The following is a 20427-nucleotide window of genomic DNA, read 5'->3' as shown; positions in this document are numbered from 1 at the left end:
TACATCACATAACATAAATTACTAACAATAAGACTATTAATTACCGGATCAGATGAACTCTCATCAATAGCCTTCTGGTCTCCGTCAATAGAAATCACACGAACACCAGCATAATTATCCAGCAGTGCCCGGTTAGCTTCATTGCTTAAAACTAAACTAGCTGCTGTATCTGCAAGCATGTAGGTAATTCGTTCCTTTGGATATTCCGGATCGATTGGCACATAAGCTCCTCCAGCCTTTAAAATACCCAGTACACCAATCATCATATCAATGGAACGGTCTATACAGATCGGCACCAGGATATCTTCTTTGACTCCTGCCTGACGCAGATAATGCCCTAACTGGTTACTCTGCTGATCCAGTTCGCGGTAAGTCAGCTGCTGATCTGAATAAACCAGTGCAATAGCATCAGGGCTACGCAAAACCTGAGCACTGAACAAATCAACTACAGTCTGATCATCTGGATAAGCGACAGTAGTTGCATTGAAATCATATAACAAATGTTGCTGCTGTAATTCATCCAGTATCGGAAGCTCACCAATCTGTTGTAAAGGTGATGATACAATTGAACCAATCAGTTCCTGGTAATTCGTAAACATCCGGTCTATCGTATCCTTGCTAAACAGATCAGTACAATATTCAACCTGAATCTCTATTCCATCTGCCGCTTCTACTACAGCGATGTTCAAATCAAACTGACTGGTCTCCCGTTCTGTCCGGTATTCTGACAAAACAGCCTCTCCCAGGCTGAATTCAGGTACATCAGGTATATTCTGCACAGTAAAAATAACCTGATACAAAGGGTTACGGCTTTTGTCACGTTCCTGACCAACAGCCTCGACAACACGCTCAAAAGGTACATCCTGATGTTCAAAAGCTCCAAGAGTCATGTCTTTGACCTGTTGAAGCAAACTCAGGAAAGAAGGGTTACCACCCAGATTACTCCGCAACGCCAGCGTATTGGCAAAATAGCCGACCAGTCCTTCCAGTTCATGACGTGTGCGGCCTGCAATCACGCTACCTACACAAATATCGTCCTGATGAGTATAACGATGAAGCAGAACCTTAAAGATAGATAACATGGTCATGTACAGCGTCACATCATGCTGACGCGATAATAGCTTCAGACTTGCAGACAATTCTGCATCGATCTTAAACACTGAGCTTGATCCTTTAGTGCTTTGTATAGCTGGCCTTGGATAATCTGTAGGTAAATCAAGCTGATTAACTCCGTCCAAACGGTCTTTCCAGTAAGTCAGATCTGCATCCCACGAATCTTCCTGTGAACGCTGCCAGATGGCATAATCACTATATTGTAATGGAAGTGCAGGAAGCTCTGCTTTTAAACCATCCGTATAAGTCTGATATAGGGAAACCAGTTCTCTGACCAGTACAGATAACGACCATCCATCAGCGGCAATATGATGCAGAACGATGACCAGTACATGTTCCTGTTCTGACAGTCGGACCAGGTGTCCACGCAACATGTGGTCAGCATGTAAATCCATAGGTACCGAAGACAAAGATGACAGCAAACCTGTTAAACCTGCTTCACCTCCCTGATAATCGGTAATCCTGTCCAGTGACCAGTTGTCTTTTGCTGTAATCACCTGAAAAGGTTGCCCTGAGCCGTCCTGATGGATTACTGTCCGCAATATCTCATGACGATTAATGACTTCATTAATAGACTGCTCCAATGCTTCAACACTGAATACCCCGGATAACCGGAAGTATAAAGGCATATGATATTGCGTACTTCCACTCAGCTGATCTATCCGCCAAAGTCCCTCCTGTCCATAAGATAAAGGAATCTGTTCTTTTGACCCATTAACCGGAATAGGTAAATGATCCGGATCAGCAATTCTGTTTGCGGCAATGTATGCTGCCAGTTTCTCTATATTTTTACACTGGAATATGTTCTTTACCGGGACATTCACATCCAGTCTCTTTCGGATGTAACCACTCACCCGCATGGCCAGTAAAGAATGACCGCCCAGCTCTAAAAAGTTGTCATTAATTCCTATAGGAGATAATTGAAGCAGCTCCTCCCAGATACCGATTAACAGCGATTCAATCTCATTACTGGCAGGGACATAACTCCTGTTTAACTGATCTTTGGCAGTTACTGCAGGTAATGCTTTTTTATTCACCTTACCATGAGAAGTCAGCGGGAATACATCCATCTCTACAATTAGCCTTGGCACCATATACTCCGGTACCCGGGTTTCCAGATAAGTCACCAGACTCTCCCTGCTAAAGCCCCCGTCCGGAACTACATAACAAACAAGCTGATTACTGCCAAATTCATCCGCACGGACAATGACCACGCACTGTGCAACCAAACCACTCTGCTGAACTGCATTTTCAATTTCACCCAGCTCAATACGATATCCGCGTACCTTAACCTGGTCATCTATCCGTCCCAGGAATTCAATATTTCCATCTCCAAGCCACCTGCCTACATCGCCCGTCTTATATAATCGACCTCCGGTTGTTGTATTAAAAGGATCCGGAATAAAACGCTCTCTCGTTAATTCTTCACGGTTCAAATAACCACGTGCCACACCGTCGCCACCTATATAAATCTCACCAGGTATTCCTAAGGGCAATAAATTACCTCCTGGCCCCAGTATATAGATCTGCGTATTGCCTACCGGTTTACCAATCGGCAAATACTCGCCATTATCATCATTTTCATCGTAGTGATAGACCGTAGAAGTTATTGTACACTCAGTCGGACCATAGGCATTGGAAAACTTCAGTCCCGGACGCGTGGTAAAACACTGCGCCAGTAAAGTCGTACAACGATCTCCACCAGCCATCAGGTCTCTCAGGCTACCCGGAAGCTTTTCCGGAGGTATATTACTTAAAAAACCAGGTGTATTTAGCACATAAGTAACCTGCTCTCTTTCCAGAATAGCAAGAACCGCATTGCTATCCAGCAATACTTCCCTGGGTATGAGTACCAGTCTTCCACCGTGCAGCAAAGCCACGAACAACTGCTCTACAAAAGGGTCAAAAGTGTAATTTGTAAATGAGGCCACTCTATCACCAGGAGCTACCTTTAAAGTCCGTTGACGGTCACTGACCAGATTGATTACATTTCTATGCGCAATCATTACGCCTTTAGGCCTGCCGGTAGAACCTGAAGTATACATGACATAACACAAATTATCTGCGCGAAGAATAGCCGGCACTGGTGACCATGATTCCTGCGAGATCAGTTCCCGGTCGCCATCTATTGAAATCACCCGGATCCCTGCATGATAAGCCAGTAAAGCTTTGGTATCCTCACTGCAAACTACAATAGTCGCGCCTGCATCATCAATCATAAAACTGATACGATCCTCAGGATACTCCGGATCAACCGGAATATAAGCTCCGCCAGCTTTCAGAATACCCAGGATACTCATGATCATATCCAGAGAACGATCTATACAAACTGGCACCAGCATCTCTTCGCGGACACCTGCCCGGCGAAGATAATTTCCAAACTGATTACTTTGCTCGTCAAGTTCCCTGTAAGTTAACTGCTGATCAGAATAGACCACTGCAACTGCATCCGGGGTTTGCTCAGCCTGCATCTGGAATAGTTCTACCAGTGTCTTGTCATGCGGATAAGCAAAATCTGTCCGGTTAAAATTGTTTAATAAACTCAGTTCCTGTGCAGGCAACACCGAAACAGCTATAACCTGCTCATCATAATGGTTCCTGTAAGCATTTAGCACCTGCTCAAAATAAAGTTGAACATCAGTCAGTGTTTTACCACCTTTAAGTGCTCCGCTCAGTTCATAACTGACAAACAGCAGACCTTCTTCCGGACTGATCAGGCAATCCAGGTAACCACTTGTAATTTTAATACCAGAAAAGGCAGTTTTACGCTTTCTGAGCTCAGACAAACCCTGTTCGACCTTTGCAAAATAAGCTTGCCAGGTAGAGAAATCCACCGCCCGTTTATGGCTGAAAACCACATTACTTTCATCAATTTCTCCACTATTTATCGATATATTCAGGTTGATTTCGTCCTGATCTGAAAACAGGTCCAGTACAAATAGATAAGCCCCTAAAAATAGGCCATCTAAAGAAAGATCATTTGTTTTTGCCTGCTCCCTGATATCTTTTAAATGGCAATCAGCATATGTTTTTTCTAGTTTCTCTTTTGTAGCCTCGTTCCTGCTTACCGGATTGCTGCCTGCTTTCACAAATGCAGGAATTCCCATTCCGGCGTTAACCTGAATATTTCCGACAGGTTGTTCAAGCTTCTGATCAAACTGTTTAAGGATGGATAATAATTCTTTCAAAAGCAACTCAATTTCAGCTAACTGAAAGTACTCGTATCGGAATCCTATACTAAGTTCCAAAGGCTGTTTATCTCCATATTCGAGCCACATGATTTCTAAAGGGGCCTTTTGATATTCGCTATAAGCCAATGAATAGGCTGTCTGGATATCCGGCCCTAAATCAAGCAATTCGCCAAACACCACATAATTGACAATAATTTCAAAGAATGGCCCGTCTACAGGATCATGTTTAAAATCCCTGCTTAAATCACTGACCAGATATTCAAGATGACTATGATCTGTTCTTTGAGAACGGCTGATACTTTTTATAAAATCTATGAGTTTAATCTCAGACTGATAAGTTCCTTTAACCGGAACTATTCCCGAAAACATCCCTAAAATCTCTCTGAGTTGTTTTTGCTTTCTCTTATGAGATGGTGTTCCAAAAAAAGAGGTCTCCTGTCCATACATTTTTGCCAGATAGATGGCCATTGCAGCTATCGTTAAATGCTGGATACTCACCCCGCAATTAGTGGCTAACTGCTCTAATTGTCTTTGTTCATCACTTTGTAGTGCATAAATATAAAGGGCACTTTCTTTTCCAGATTTATTAATCACATCAAATCTGCGCTGAAGGACAGAGGATGGTTTAGCGCCAATTTTATCCTTCCAATATACACCACTGGCTTTATAGGCATCGGACTGTTTATAAGCGATGGCCTTTTCTATTGCTGATAAATAGGAAGGCGCTGTAAAGACTTCACCATCATTATTCAACAGGCTCTTGTATTTCCTGGAAATATAATTTGACCAGATTTTAACACTATAGCCATCAAAAAGCATATGATGGAATTTAAAGTGATAATAGTGTTCAGTATCCGATACCCTGAGTAAATGTTGTTCTACAAGTAAGTTTGATTTTTCAATTACAAAAGGTTGATTACCCTCGTTATGTATCCATTGGCGAATAGATTCGGCGGGATGATCTTGATGACTGAAATCAATGCGCTGAACGCTCAGGCGGTCATCATCAACTAACTCATAATTGGGAACAAAATCATCTGCTCCGATAGCCATTTTAAAAACATCAAAAACAGCATGAGAAGAAATTACAGCCTCGATAAATTTATCAACGGCCAATGCGCCGGTAATTTTAAAGTAACAATTGATATTGTAGTGCGGACTGTCCGAATTAAATAACTGATCAATATATACATCCTGTTGAGCAGGATGCAATGGAAATTTATTAGAATAAGTTGTCATTTGGATTTGTTTTTTTATCCCCATAGGTTGTGGGGTTGGTAGATATGATTCTGGTAAAATGTGTGCTGGCCGGGGAAACCAGTTATTTGTTATATAATATTTCTCTTTCTCCAAATAATCGTTCAGCAACAATTCCTCTGCTTTTACACTCTTCTATCAACTTGTTGGATTGAACAATCGGATTTGATTCATCAGTATATTTGATACTACTTATAAATTCAACCCAGGGCTCCTGGCCCATTGCATAAACGTAAACTTCTTTGGGATTGAAGATATTCACCAGGGACATTCCTTTTTTACAATCAGAACCTGACAGTCTTCTGCTGTTATCCTGGTCCCGGGGCAGCTTTTGGGTAAGCAATTGTCCGTACAACCACGATAAAGGGGCACCATCACATTCCATTCCCAGGAAAATAACATCAATATCCCCCAGTTTCTTCTGAACGTGGGCATACAATTGTGGTTCCATGATCCTTGAATCGGCAAAAAAGGCTATTTTAAAACCTCCGAACTGTACAAAATAACAAGCCTTCGTTAAGATATTCAAGTCGCTGTGTTCGCCTGTAAAAGGCATTCCTGTAATCACTGCATCGGCAAATTTGATGGACTCCATTTCATTGATGGAGGTCACGTTATGAAAACCAATATGATTAAACATCAGTTTTAAATCCGGATCCTGAAGTTTTCCACTGCAGGTATTAGGCACTATGATATTTTTAATTTTATGGCGTAAAGGCAATAATGTTTCAAACAGGATATGGTCCTGATGGTTATGCGTTATCAGTACATAGTCAATAGTATCAGGAAGATCTTCATCCGAGAAGTGATCTACCTCAGAATGATATCCATAATAACTGATCAGCGGATCAACCAATATGCTGATATCCTTGGTCTCTACAAGTATGCAAGCATGTCCAAAATACCGCATCCGGATCTTATCACCTGTATACTTCTCATACACAGGCGGAGGGGTTGTGGTAAAGAAAGTCTCAAAAAGCGCCGACTGATCTTCAGTAATGCCCAGTATTTCTTTAATGTATTCCATTGATTTAGGGCTTCTCTTCATTTTGGCCAGTTCATCGATACCAGCATGATCAAACGGAATTTCTAAATTCAGGGTACGCTCGTCATTTAATCTTGGCGTACTTAAACAAAAAGGTCTGTGATCATTATCGGTAATCCAGAAGGCCATACTTTGAGAACTTTTATTATAATAGGCACTATCATATAAAAGAGGTTCAAAGAACCTGAACCCTCCATTATTGTTGCGATCGTAATACAACTCTACATATCCTTTAAGTTCTTCAGGGACATTGGCATACAGCTCTTCCATTGCAAAACCTGTCGCATCAGCTTTTAAGAGTTTATCTAATTTATTTACTGCTTTTGAAAATCCCAATACAGATTGTTGTCTCGATAACGTGTCTTCATATATAACTTTTACTTCTTCAGCTCTTTCAACAGGTATGTCCATAAAAGGGCCCCCTCTTAATTTGGGATTCAGGACGGCCTCGGCATGAAGCTCCGGTGCCATTAAATAAGACTCCATTATAGTAAGGTGCCTGCCAGCTATATTCATAGCAGCAGTTGCAGGAGAAATAAGGTGACTCCATGCATACCATCTGTCTATTAATGGCTCCATTACGACGTTGGGTTTAAGAAATACTTCGATGTTTTTCATTGGGATGTTAATTACAGGTTAATTTAACTTTAAGATAAACAATATTATAATTATTTGATTTTTACAAATTACAAACTAATATTCTTGTTACAAAGCTTACGGATAAGGTATTTTTTACACTAAGTAGGTCAATAATAATTAATTAATAAACACAATTTCACATAGAAAAACCGTAAAAACAAATAATAATTACATATTATTGAAATATATTTTCAAATACTGGTAACATCATTGTTAATCTAGAAAAACCCACCATTACCAGACTGGCTAGTTGCCATCACCACTAATAGAAGACATCAAAACAGATTTAGTTATTTCTAAAAACTGACTGAAATTAGCCGTAAGGATTTGCGTGAAAAATAGTATACTTGGTATAATGGAATGTTACACTGGCCAATGAGCCTCAGAAAATAAACTCAGATGAATAACTCTTCTTCATTAAAATTAATAGCAGTACTCCTATTGCTTCTGGGAAGCCTCAGGTCCCATGCGCAAAGTCCCTGGGAAAAGTACTTTGAACATTATACACTTGCAGACAAGCAATTAGGAACTGTTCTCATCCATGTAACCAAAACAAATGGGGCAGCAAAAAAACCATTGCTGATTTATATTGATGGCTCTGGTAATTATCCGTTGTTTTACCGTAAAAGCTCTGGAAATTATAACACCTCCATTGCTTTCGATTTCATAAAATATTCCAGGGACTACACTATTGTATTTATTAGCAAACCTGGAACGCCTTTTAGCGATAGCCTGCATTATGAATCAGGTAAGCCATTTTATCCGGAGAATGAGATTTATAATCGTCTCTATAGCCTGCAATGGCGTGCGGGCGCTGCATCAAAAGCCATTGACTACCTGATCAGGAAAATTCCAGTTGACAAAAAACACATTGTTGTAATGGGGTATTCCGAAGGATCTCAGGTCGCTCCTATGGTCGCAGTACTTAATAAAAAAGTTACCCAAATAGTTTGCTTTGTCGGAAATGCACAAAATCAGCTGTATGATTTTATAATCAATGCCAGGCTTGATGCCGACAGAAATAAAATCACTCAGGAGCAGGGCCAGCAAATAGTCGATTCATTATATACGGTATATGAAAAGATTTATGCTAATCCCAAAGCCACTGATAAAAAATGGTTTGGGGCAACCTACTTCAAATGGAGCAGTTTCTCCCAATTCACCCCTCTGGAAAACATGCTTAAGCTTGATATTCCTATTTTATATGTCGCTGGAGGAAAAGATAACAATCAGACCATTATTGATATAGACTATGCTAAACTGGAATTTTTGAGAAGAGGCAAAAAGAATCTCACTTATAAAGTTTATCCGAACAGCAACCATGGATTTCAGGAAATCACGGTAAAAGATGGAAAAGAAACCAAGGTTGACCGAAGTGATGAAGTACATCAATTTGCTTTTAACTGGTTAGCAACAAGAAAAAGTTAATCTGAAATGACTTTTTAAAATACTTTATATTATATTTAGTTCCATACTAAACATAGCATAAATGACAGAACCTAAGGGGTTAAAGAAAACACTGACTCCATTTATGCTTTGGGGACTTGGAGTAGGTTATGTGATTTCAGGGATGTACTTCGGCTGGAATCTGGGCCTTGAAAAAGGCGGTACAGGCGGCATGGCAATTGCCACAGTTGTCATTGCCCTGATGTATGTAACTTTTACTTTCAGCTACGCAGAACTGGCCTGTGCAATTCCAAAAGCAGGAGGAGTATTTGATTACGCCAACAAAGCCATGGGCAACAACATCGGCTTTATAGCAGGTATCGCTCAAATCGTCGAATTCATCCTGGCCCCACCCGCTATTGCTTTTGCCATCGGAGCCTACTTTAATGCATTTTTCCCAACTGTTCCTATCCTGGCCAGTGCAATCGTCATTTATCTCATCTTCACCGCACTCAATATTTATGGTATTAAAGCTGCGGCTTCATTCGAAGTCATTGTCACCGTTCTCGCTGTAGGTGAATTATTGCTCTTTTCAGGCATTGCCCTTCCTAAAATTCAACTCTCAAACCTGACGCACAATTCTTTCCCTAATGGGTGGGATGGTGCGCTGGCAGCGATACCCTTTGCCATCTGGTTTTTTCTCGGTATAGAAGGACTGGCAAATGTTGCCGAAGAAACCAAAAATCCTCAAAAGGACATCAGTAAAGGCTTTGGCTGGGCCATATTCACCCTTGTTGTCTTATGTGTCCTCATTTTCATAGCAGCCACAGGTATTGCCGGATGGGAAGCCATCGTCTACAAAAACGGCATCAGCGGCGAAACTTCAGACTCCCCGCTCCCTCTGGCACTGGCAAAAATCACAGGAAGCAACCACCTGATGTATCATTTACTGATTACCGTGGGTTTGTTTGGCCTTGTAGCTTCTTTTCATGGGCTGATCCTGGCGGCCGGACGCTCCACTTATGAAATGGGACGTGCTCACAACATTCCTTCCTTTCTGGGAAAAATTTCTCCAAAATTCCAGACTCCGGCAAATGCGCTGTTTGGAAACATGGTCATTGGCATTTTTGCTTTGTTATCCGGTAAAACCTCCGAAATCATTATTATCTCAGTATTCGGAGCGCTGACCCTGTATATCATTTCCATGATTTCGATCATTGTTTTAAGAAACCGGGAACCAGAACTGCACCGCCCTTTCCGTGTTCCTCTTTACCCTGCCTTGCCAGTCATCTCTTTAATCATCGCTACCGGGTCGATCATAGCCATGTTCATCTTTAACATCAAGCTAGGTCTGATCTATTTTTCTATAATCGGAATTGCCTTTTTGTTGTATAAACTCCTTAAACCAGTTGATCAATGACAGTACAAGAAATATTAGCGTATATCAAAGAACACCCAGCGAACAAAGTCAAAGTGGCTATAGCCGATATTGACGGCGTGTTAAGAGGAAAGTATATTTCGGCGGAGAAATTTGCCTCCGTTATGGAAGGCCGCATCGGATTTTGCGATGTCACCTTTGGATGGGACGTAGGTGATGTAGCCTATGACAATGTAAAATTCACAGGATGGCATACCGGATATCCCGATGCACTGGTTAAACTGGACCTGGACACCTTCCGCCAGATCCCCTGGGAAAACGACATCCCATTTTTCCTGGGCGACTTTCTGGACCACCAGGATACACCTGCTTACACCTGTCCGCGTCAATTGCTGCGTAAAATACAGACGGAAGCCCAGCAAGCAGGTTTCCTGCCCTATTTTTCGCAGGAATTTGAATGGTTTAACTTTGCCGAGACTCCAGAAAGTGCACATGAAAAAGGTTTCAAAAACCTCAAACCTTTGACTCCAGGCATGTTTGGTTATTCTATTCTGCGCAGTTCCTTAGGCAGCGAGTACATGAATGATCTGTTTGATCTGCTGACCAAATTTGGCGTACCCATTGAGGGCCTGCATACCGAAACTGGCCCAGGAGTTTACGAGGCCGCGATAAAATACGCCCCTGTGTTGCAGGCAGCAGATCAGGCTATATTATTTAAGACTGCAGTCAAGGAAATTGCCTACAAATACGGCATCATGGCTACCTTTATGGCCAAATTCAGTGAAGATCTTCCTGGTTGCAGCGGCCACGTCCATCAAAGCCTCTGGGATAAGAACGCTAAAAAGAATCTCTTTTACGAAGAAAGTGATCCGGAAAAAATGAGCGAACTGATGAAAAACTACATCGCCGGTCAGCTCTATTGTCTTCCGCATATTCTACCCATGATCGCCCCCACAGTAAACAGCTACAAAAGACTCGTTGAAGGCGCATGGGCCCCTACAACCTTAACCTGGGGTATTGACAACAGAACCGTTGCTTTACGGGCTCTGCCGGGTAGCATTAAGGCCACAAGGCTCGAAACCAGGGTCGTTGGATCAGACACGAACCCTTATCTCGCTTTATCGGCCTGTTTAGCAGCAGGCTTATATGGCATCAAACATAAAATCAAACTACAGCAACCCGCCACCAAAGGGAATGGGTATAAAGACCTCTCCCACGGAGTTTTACCGCAGAACCTGCATGAAGCCACTCAGCGGATGAAACAATCACCCATAGCTAAAGAATTATTTGGTGAACAGTTTGTCGAACATTTTACGTTAACCAGGGAATGGGAATGGAAACAATACGCTAAAGTGGTGACTGACTGGGAGCTTAAACGATATTTCGAAATTATTTAAATACAATAGCCATGACATTTGATAAAGTATATCAGTATAATTTTCCGACTACTATTCGTTTCGGAGCCGGGGCAATTCAGGAACTGCCGGCTTACCTTCAGCAAAACGGTTTAAAAAGACCAATGATCGTAACAGATCCAACTATAGCCGGCTTATCCTTTTTTAAGGCAATTATAAGCGATCTGCAGACACATCACCTTTCGGTCGAAGTCTTTAGCGACATTCACAAAAACCCCGTTAAAAGTGATGTATACAAAGGCACGGAGGTATGGGATAATACTTCAAGAGATTGTATTATCGGAATTGGTGGTGGTGCAGCTATAGATGTGGCTCGTTCCATTGTACTGAGAGTAAACCACAGAGAGGATCTGTTCAAATATGACGATCTGATCGGCGGAGATATTTACGTCACGAATGATGTTCCTCATTTCATAGCCGTTCCTACTACAGCAGGTACAGGAAGCGAAGTGGGCCGTAGCGCTATCATCGCCGACGACGTGACACATCAGAAAAAGATCCTGTTCTCACCTAAACTGATGGCTAAGATTGTCTTTGCAGACCCACTGTTAACCATGGACTTACCTCCGTTTATAACAGCCGCAACAGGCATGGATGCACTGACACATAATCTCGAAGCCTTTTTAGCAAAAAACCCGCATCCATTATGCGACGGGATTGCCCTGGAAGGGATTTACCTGATTAAAGACGCTATTGAGCCAGCAACCAACCGCCCGGATATAGCCAGCAGAAGTAAAATGCTGATGGCCTCGATGATGGGTGCTATTGCTTTTCAAAAAGGCTTAGGTGTTGTGCATTCCCTGGCGCATCCGCTTTCTTCTTTATTGGACACCCACCACGGACTAGCCAATGCCGTGAACCTTCCCTATGGAATGGAATTTAACGTTGCAGGATTTGAAGACCGGTTCAGACGTATCGCCAGAACACTGGAGCTCAAAGAGGAAACTGGTGCAGCCGTAGTCAGGTATCTTTCAGAGCTCAATTCAAAAGTAAACATCCCGCACACCCTGAGTGAGATTGGCGTAAAACCAGAGCATATTGAAACCTTAGCTGATTTAGCCCTGGCCGATTTTGCGCATCCTAATAATCCAAAACCAGTGAGCAGGGAAGATTTTAAACAGCTATATCTAAAAGCACTTTAAGCAAAGCTGATGAAGAAGAAAATCGGAATAAGTTATACCGAAACTAATTTCCAGAATTACTGGAACTGGTTCACCGATACTGACCTGGGCAATGAACTTGAGCTGGTTGAACTTTCCTTCGAAAAGAACAATACCAAAGACATTGAAACCTGTGCTGGTTTTGTACTGACCGGCGGCATTGACGTAGAGCCCTCTTTTTATCAGGGCGCTCCAGACTACCCGAACAAACCCACAGAATTCCTGCCGGAAAGGGATCTTTTTGAGAAGCTGATTTATGAATATTCACAAGCACATCTAATACCTGTTTTAGGAATCTGCAGAGGTATGCAATACATCAATATCCTGGAAGGAGGAAGAGTTCTCGAAGACATTGGAAAGGCAAATGATATCCACAAAAAAACCACCGAAGATAGGATCCATCAGGTCGATATAAGTCATAACTCTATGTTATACGCTATAACAAACGTAAAAACAGGAATAGTCAATAGCGCACACCATCAAGGAGTTACATTAAACAACTTAAGTGACAATTTAATAGCTAATTCCTACTCAGTTTCTCCGGACGAACTTATCGAAGGACTGGAATTCAAAGACAAGACAGGCAAAGCTTTTATGCTCGCGGTGCAGTGGCACCCCGAAAGAATGAAAGAAAAAGAGATAAACCCGCTATCTCAAAAACTTAAAGAACAGTTTATAGAGGAAGTGAAAAAACAGGCAAAATGAACATCATCAATCCGGCTACAGAAGAAATCATAACGACATTACAGGAAGATAACAAAGCTTCACTGAACCAAAAGCTTCAGCTATTAAAGACGTCCTCTAAAGACTGGGCAAAAAAAGACCTTACCGAAAGGATAAAAGTCATCAGGCACTTTTCTGAACTACTCGAAACAGAGAAAGAAAAGCTAGCTTCAGTGCTTACTTCCGAAGTTGGAAAACCATTGCAGCAATCCCGTAACGAGATCAATGGTGCAAGGGCAAGAATCCAGTGGATGACCGAAAATTCAGAAAAATATCTATCTGATGAACAGATAACTAACACTGACGAATTAAAGGAAACAATCTCTTATGATCCACTGGGCGTAATTTGTAACATCTCTGCCTGGAACTACCCCTATCTGGTTGGTGTGAATGTTTTCATCCCTGCCTTATTAGCCGGCAATGGCGTTATGTATAAGCCATCTGAATATGCATCCCTTACCGGTCTGGAAATTGAAAGATTGCTCAAACTGGCCGGAGTACCTGACGGGGTTTTCCAGATCGCATTAGGCGCTAAAGATACAGGCGAGCAATTACTGGATATGGACTTTGACGGCTATTTTTTCACAGGTTCTTACCGCACAGGCCAGCATATTTACGAAAGAGTGGCAGCAAAAATGGTTCCCTGCCAGCTCGAATTAGGCGGTAAAGACCCATTGTATGTTGCAGACGATGTTAAAGACATTCATGCAGTAGCTGCCGGGACAGCAGACGGAGCTTTTTACAACAACGGACAAAGTTGTTGTGCGGTAGAGCGTATTTATGTCCACGAAAAGGTTTATGATGACTACATCGCTTCTTTTCTGAAAGAGGTTCAATCCTGGAAATCGGGCCTGCCTACCGAGGAAGGGGTTTATATTGGCGCCCTGACCCGAAAAGAACAACTCAGCGTTTTAGAAAACCAGGTTAAAGATGCTTTAGACCAGGGAGCAACACTACTTCAGGGCGGAAAACGAAAACCTGGTAAAGGATATAATTTCGAGCCCACCGTATTAACCCATGTAACCAACAACATGAAAGTGATGCAGGAAGAGAGTTTTGGGCCCATTATAGGCATTATGAAGGTAAAGGATGATGCAGAGGCCACAAAACTAATGCAGGACACTGAGTACGGCTTAACGGCCGCCGTTTACACCGACGATTTGAACCGTGCAAAGCAAATCCTGAAACAAATTGATTCAGGTACAGGATACTGGAATTGCTGTGACCGGGTAAGCGCTGGCGTTCCTTGGAGTGGCAGAAAACACTCTGGTATCGGTGCAACCTTATCTCATCAGGGATTAAGAGCTTTTACCAAAACCAAATCATGGCACCTAAGAAAATAAATATATAAAACTGACTAACAGCAATTAATGAACCTTATTTAATTGCTTAATATAATCCCTGATCAGCTTTACTCCTTCTTCATCAATAACCGTTGTACCCAGCTTGGGCATATGAAATGCGCCCAGGCTACTCACCCTGTCAACTATATTATTCTGATTAATGGCTATGCCTGTATGTACATACGGCATGTTATAATTCAGCAATAAAGACTTCCCCGAAGCCAGTCCATTTGGGTTATGACAATGTGCACAATTGATCTCCATATAAGCTCTGGCTCTATAGGCTGTTGCAACCATGGTATCTTCATAAGCAGGCAAAGCACTCAGTTTTGACAAACCGGTCTTGAATTGAAGCAATCCCTTATTTTGCAGATAAACCAACTGGTTGAGTTGATTTCCTTCACGGGTTACAGTCCTGTTCAGATTCATCGCCTTTGGGCCTATAGGCATAATTTCATCCGAAAACTGGTGACAACTGACACACTCCTGCTGACTGGGTATATGGTATCCTATTTTCCTGAGTTGCCCATTCTTGTTTTTCCAGGTCACCCCCACATTAGCAGTATCCTTCGTATAAAACGCCTCATTTTGCCGGGTATTCCAACGATAAGTCCCTGCGTTCCAATGACCATTTTTCAGCAATAACAGCCTGGTTTCAACAAGCTGTCTTCCTGCAGCAGGATCATTCTCCTCCTTATCATAATAGAACGTCTTGATCAGCAATGTGCCTTCAGGATATTGAGGAAGGCCGTTTCCAGTCACACTCATACGGGAACCCGGAGGCAGCTTCATCAAACGTTGTTTTTTAGCATAATCTGTAAAAAGCGTAGAAGAAAGCTCTATTAATTCTATACCCGATGACGGAATCAAGTCTTTCGGTTCACCAGTAAAAAGTTTAAATGCAGATAGTTTTTGGGGAAAATCAATCCGGGTTGCCACCAGGCTTCGCTGGTTTCTGTTACGGGACAGCAAATAGATCAGGGGAAGCAAAAACAACAATACTACAACAATTTTAGACCTCATTTTTTATTTTCAGTACAATACATTAAAAATTTATCAATCAGATACTTATTACTTAATCACACCTTAACTGTTCAAGATATATCTTCAGTTCCTTCAGGTAAACATCATAGACCTCTCTTCCAAATACCTTACCCGTATTGCGTATGCCAGCATAGCCGCTTGTGAGAAATAAAGCGACCTGACCGGGATGCACTTCTTGTTTAACTATTCCTTTTTTCCGGCCATTTTCTAAACTGCTGCTCATTGCCTCCTGCCACTGCTTAACCTGAAAACCCAGCTCCTCCCTAAAAGATTCATTGACCGACGCCATCTCTGCGATCATACTCATTGCGGGACATCCGTACCGGGCATCAAAAAAAAGGGTATCCGATAATAAACCCTCCATCATTTCATAGATAGCTGTGAGCGGATCTTCAGCAGCAACCAGCGGTATAATCAATGTGTCATACATACCAGGTCGCATAACTTCTTTAACCATGGCCAGTCCCATTTCATCTTTACTCTTAAAATGATAAAAGAATGCCCCTTTGGTCACCTTCATCGTAGCTATAATATCATCTATACTGGTGGCCTGGTAACCATTTTTATAAACGAGTTCAAATGACTTTTGTAATATATTCAGCCTGGTCAGTGTAGCTTTATTCATAAGATACTAATTAGTATGTTTTATGCAATGCTACCTAATATTTCTGAAACAGGGTAATCATTAAAACTATTTGACCAGATCATGACCAGATAAAATCGCTTAGTATTTTGGTAAATTCACAGTATACGATGCTAAAGTGATTTTGTTTCTTTATGAACCACACCTAAATACACAGGAATGAAAAATAACCTTCTTAAAATAACTTCAATACTACTTATAATCATTTATTTTACAGATAGTAAAGCATATCCAACTAAACCTAATACAGAGAAGGAAAACCATGAACGCCTGTCATTGGATAAAGGATGGCGGTTTAATCTGGGCGATATTCCATTCCCTGAAATCAAGGGCCACGAGGTTAGCTATAGTAATGCCAAAGCAGGTAAAGCATGGGGTGCAGCTGCTCCGGAATATAATGACACCAAATGGAGAACGGTTAACCTGCCCCATGACTGGGCTGTTGAAGCGCCTTTTGATTCTACAGCTAATGTATCCCAGGGATATCGTCAGCGAGGTTTCGGCTGGTACCGCCGTAATTTTAAGTTATCAAAAGCCGATAATGGTAAACACCTTGAACTGCAATTTGATGGTGTGGCTACAAACTGTACGGTTTGGGTAAATGGCATTGTGGTACACCGCAACTGGTGTGGTTATAATTCATTTTATATTGATATTACTGCTTTGGCCAAATACGGCGATGAAATCAATAACATCGCAGTTCGCGTAGATGCCAATGCACAGGAAGGCTGGTGGTATGAAGGAGCTGGTATATACAGGCATACCTGGCTGGTCAAACAATCTCCCCTGCACCTGATTACAGACGGTGTATATGCACAACCTGTTAAGGCTAAAAATGGCTCCTGGTCTGTACCAGTACAAGCTACAGTTGAAAATACAGGTAAAACTACAGCAAGCTATGTTATCGAAACCAGCCTCCTGGATAAAAAAGGAAATCTCATTGGTCAAAGCACTGCTAATGGAGAAGTTACACCACTTAACCAAAATATCACTTCAGCAACAATAGCTGTGTCCAATCCCGAATTATGGGATATTGACCAGCCGACGTTATATCAGGTCAGGACAGTAATCAAACAAAATGGCAATGAAACTGATCACCTGACTACAAGTTGTGGCTTTAGAACGATCCGTTTTACCGCAGATTCGGGTTTCTACCTCAATGATAAACATGTAAAGATAAAAGGTGTATGTAGTCACCAGGATCATGCGGGTGTTGGCGTAGCCGTTCCCAATTCGCTTTGGGATTTCAGGTTGAAAAAACTAAAAGAAATGGGCGTAAACGGTTATCGCTGTGCACATAATCCACCTTCAGCCGAGTTTTTGGCTGCCTGCGACAGGATTGGGATCCTGGTAATGGACGAAAACCGCAATTTCAATTCCTCACCCGAATATATGCGTCAGCTGGAATGGATGATCAGAAGGGATAGAAATCATCCCTCTATTATTCTTTGGTCGGTTTTTAATGAAGAACCTATGCAGGGTACTGAAATTGGTTATGAAATGGTTCGTAGAATGGCGGCTGTCGTTAAAAAACTGGATTCTACACGTCCGGTGACAGCCGCAGCGAACGGAGGACTATTCGAACCTGTCAATGTTACACAGGCCGTTGATGTCGTTGGATTTAATTACCAGATAGACGTTTATGATCGTTTTCATAAAGAACATCCTGAAATGAAGTTAACCAGTTCAGAAGATGCCTCCGCCCAGATGACACGTGGTGAATATGCCAATGACAAGCAAAAGCACCTGATTGAATCTTATGACACACAGTATCCTTCATGGGGTCAGACACACCGTAATACATGGAAAGCAATTGCTGAACGGCCATTTCTTGCCGGATGTTTTGTCTGGACTGCCTTCGATTACCGCGGTGAGCCGCAGCCTTTTGAATGGCCTACAGCAGGTGCAAGCTTTGGGATCATGGACCAATGTGGTTTCCCAAAAGCAGCATTTTATCTTCACCAGGCACAATGGGTTGAAAACAAACCTATCCTGCAACTTATTCCTCAATGGAACTGGCCAGCCGATAGTACCGGGAAACAGATTCGTGTAATGGCCTTAAGCAATGCAGACAGGATCAAACTTTTCCTGAACGGGAAACAGATAGAAGACAGCCCGGTTGACCGATATGAAATGATTACCTGGAAAGTCCCCTACCATCCTGGAAAACTGGAAGCAATCGGTTATAAAGCTGGTAAAGAGGTATCCCGCTCAAGCGTTGAGACAACCACATCTCCTGTTAAACTGGAGCTGATTGCTGACAGAAATGCTATTGCCGGAGAGGGCTGGGATGCTGTTCCTGTAACGGTAAGGGTACTGGACGCAAAAAACAGACCTGTGGAAACAGCCAATTTACCTGTTGAATTTGAGCTTCAGGGGCCTGCAAACATCATAGGTCTGGGTAATGGTGATCCAAATTCTCATGAGGCCGAAAAAGGAAACAAAAGAAGACTTTATAATGGTCTTGCACAAGTAATTTTGCAGAGCAAGGCAAATAGCAGTGGCACTTTGACCCTCATTGCCAGATCAAAAGGGCTGAAAGATGCAAAAATCAACATCACGGTTACAAAATCAATTCAGGTACCTGAGGTAGCAGTGATCAATTAGTTTTTTTATGCCCGGAATGCTTATATTTAGATTATGAGAGTTTTTTTTACCAATGTGATTATTAAATACGTTTGTGTAACTATAATTCTGACCGCTTATTCATTCCATGGACAGGCTAATACTAGTGATTCGACCGACCGGCTTAGTGTATTGCAAATGAAACAGGATCTGGCTTATACTTATCAAAAATTAAACGAAAACCACATCAATCCTTATTTATACATTACCAAAGCCGAGCTTTTTCGCAAGTATCAAACTATCAGTAAGCAGATTACCCACCCCCTGACCCGGCTACAATTTTATGTAATCGTTTCCCAGCTGGTAACCGCCCTACGCGATGGCCACACCATTATCGATCCCCCAACAAACTATTATGAGGCATATACGAAGACAGGCCTGGTGTTCCCAATTATGGTGATGATGAACGAGGATGGTATTTTCGTAATGAATAATTCACTGAACCATTCACCTATCCGAAAAGGCGACCAGTTACTATCAATCAATGGTCATACAGCTTTAGCACTCACAGCCGATTTCCGCACACTGATCAATGATGTCAGTCCGCTGTATGATATCTATGCCCAGCTGTTTAACGAACTCTACTGGTTTAAGTATGGGGCCTACAAAAGTTATCAAATCCGCTACAAGCACCCTTCGGGGCAAATCGGAACCACAACTGTTTCTGGCATCACCAAAGAACAATTCAAGACAGACATTTCAACAACAGCAAGTGATTTTGAATTTAAAATGATAGATCGAACTACTGGCCTGCTAACTTTCAACAGGATGTTTAAGACCAAAGAATTTGACACCTTCCTGGACAGCACCTTCAGCGTCATCAGGGAAAACCATATTACTAACCTGATCATTGATATCCGCAAAAATGGCGGCGGACGGGGGCGCATGGCAGACAGTCTGTTTAATTACCTGACCAACCAGCCTTACCAACTCTACACTGGTATAAAATACAAGATCACCCAAGACCTGAAGGACCTCTACCTTAGCCATGATCCCAACCACAGTGATCCGGTTGATTCAGCATTTATTATGAGCCAGCCAAATGGCATCGTAGCAGATTATCTGAAATTCAACCACAAAGAGATGATCACTGTTACGCCGCACCTAAAAACCAACGTATTCAAAGGAAAAACCTATCTGCTGACTAGCAATCATACGTTTTCAGGGGGTGCGATCATTGCTGGCCTATTCAAATGTAATGGATTCGGCAAAATCATCGGGACAGAACCAGCACAAACAACTAAGTTCGTAGCTGATCATACTTACGTCTCCCTGCCCAATTCCAAACTGGATCTGGGTATTTCCTTTGTTGAGCTGCACCTACCCTGTGAACAAAGTTATTATCATGGCATAAAACCCGATTTTGAAATCAAACCAAAATCAACAGATATCAAAAAGGGTGTGGACACCCAACTACAATTCGCGTTACAACTGATCAGGCCAGGAAATCAATCTGATAATTAAT

12 protein-coding genes are annotated in these 20427 nt (G+C 42.1%); 8 read left to right on the top strand and 4 right to left on the bottom strand.

Annotated elements, in window-relative coordinates; all coding sequences use genetic code 11:
- The coding region (locus HDF25_RS24905; RefSeq protein ID WP_184629128.1) for a non-ribosomal peptide synthetase at positions 1-5543 on the bottom strand (5543 nt) is incomplete at its 3' end.
- Positions 5544-5625: 82 nt separating this feature from the next.
- Entirely contained in the window at positions 5626-7224 is a 1599-nt protein-coding gene (locus HDF25_RS24900; RefSeq protein ID WP_184629127.1) for an MBL fold metallo-hydrolase, read from the bottom strand.
- Positions 7225-7644: 420 nt separating this feature from the next.
- Between HDF25_RS24900 and HDF25_RS24895 the strand changes: the two genes are divergently transcribed.
- The 6 genes from HDF25_RS24895 to HDF25_RS24870 all read left to right on the top strand — a co-directional run bounded on the left by HDF25_RS24895 (position 7645) and on the right by HDF25_RS24870 (position 14650).
- Positions 7645-8673: an alpha/beta hydrolase family protein gene (locus tag HDF25_RS24895; protein WP_184629126.1), complete on the top strand. Its 1029-nt coding sequence runs from the start codon at positions 7645-7647 to the stop codon at positions 8671-8673.
- A gap of 61 nt (positions 8674-8734) precedes the next feature.
- Positions 8735-10051 (top strand): ethanolamine permease, encoded by a 1317-nt coding sequence (eat, locus tag HDF25_RS24890; RefSeq protein WP_184629125.1) that lies wholly within the window; start codon positions 8735-8737, stop codon positions 10049-10051.
- The gene (locus HDF25_RS24885; RefSeq protein WP_184629124.1) at positions 10048-11406 is read left to right on the top strand and encodes a glutamine synthetase family protein; all 1359 of its coding nucleotides are present in this window, start codon (positions 10048-10050) and stop codon (positions 11404-11406) included. The genes eat and HDF25_RS24885 overlap by 4 nt, the downstream gene beginning before the upstream one ends.
- A gap of 11 nt (positions 11407-11417) precedes the next feature.
- Positions 11418-12566, top strand: coding sequence for an iron-containing alcohol dehydrogenase (locus HDF25_RS24880; RefSeq protein ID WP_184629123.1), 1149 nt, complete (start codon positions 11418-11420; stop codon positions 12564-12566).
- A gap of 9 nt (positions 12567-12575) precedes the next feature.
- A complete protein-coding gene (locus HDF25_RS24875; RefSeq protein ID WP_184629122.1) occupies positions 12576-13289 on the top strand; it encodes a gamma-glutamyl-gamma-aminobutyrate hydrolase family protein in 714 nt (237 codons plus the stop codon).
- Positions 13286-14650 (top strand): aldehyde dehydrogenase family protein, encoded by a 1365-nt coding sequence (locus HDF25_RS24870; protein WP_184629121.1) that lies wholly within the window; start codon positions 13286-13288, stop codon positions 14648-14650. The genes HDF25_RS24875 and HDF25_RS24870 overlap by 4 nt, the downstream gene beginning before the upstream one ends.
- 24 nt (positions 14651-14674) lie before the next feature.
- Here HDF25_RS24870 and HDF25_RS24865 read toward each other — a convergent pair whose 3' ends face one another.
- Together HDF25_RS24865 and HDF25_RS24860 are read right to left on the bottom strand one after the other, a co-directional pair.
- A complete protein-coding gene (locus tag HDF25_RS24865) occupies positions 14675-15673 on the bottom strand; it encodes a hypothetical protein (RefSeq protein WP_184629120.1) in 999 nt (332 codons plus the stop codon).
- 52 nt (positions 15674-15725) lie between these two features.
- Positions 15726-16319, bottom strand: coding sequence for a TetR/AcrR family transcriptional regulator (locus HDF25_RS24860; protein WP_184629119.1), 594 nt, complete (start codon positions 16317-16319; stop codon positions 15726-15728).
- 177 nt (positions 16320-16496) lie between these two features.
- Between HDF25_RS24860 and galA the strand changes: the two genes are divergently transcribed.
- Together galA and HDF25_RS24850 are read left to right on the top strand one after the other, a co-directional pair.
- Positions 16497-18944: a beta-galactosidase GalA gene (galA, locus tag HDF25_RS24855; RefSeq protein ID WP_184629118.1), complete on the top strand. Its 2448-nt coding sequence runs from the start codon at positions 16497-16499 to the stop codon at positions 18942-18944.
- 33 nt (positions 18945-18977) lie between these two features.
- Positions 18978-20426: a S41 family peptidase gene (locus HDF25_RS24850; RefSeq protein WP_184629117.1), complete on the top strand. Its 1449-nt coding sequence runs from the start codon at positions 18978-18980 to the stop codon at positions 20424-20426.
- Position 20427: the final 1 nt, after the last annotated feature.

This window comes from Pedobacter cryoconitis (assembly GCF_014207135.1).
Lineage (GTDB): Bacteria > Bacteroidota > Bacteroidia > Sphingobacteriales > Sphingobacteriaceae > Pedobacter > Pedobacter cryoconitis_D.
The sequence above is the reverse complement of the archived record's forward strand: the minus strand, read 5'-3'. Positions and strand labels throughout refer to the sequence as shown.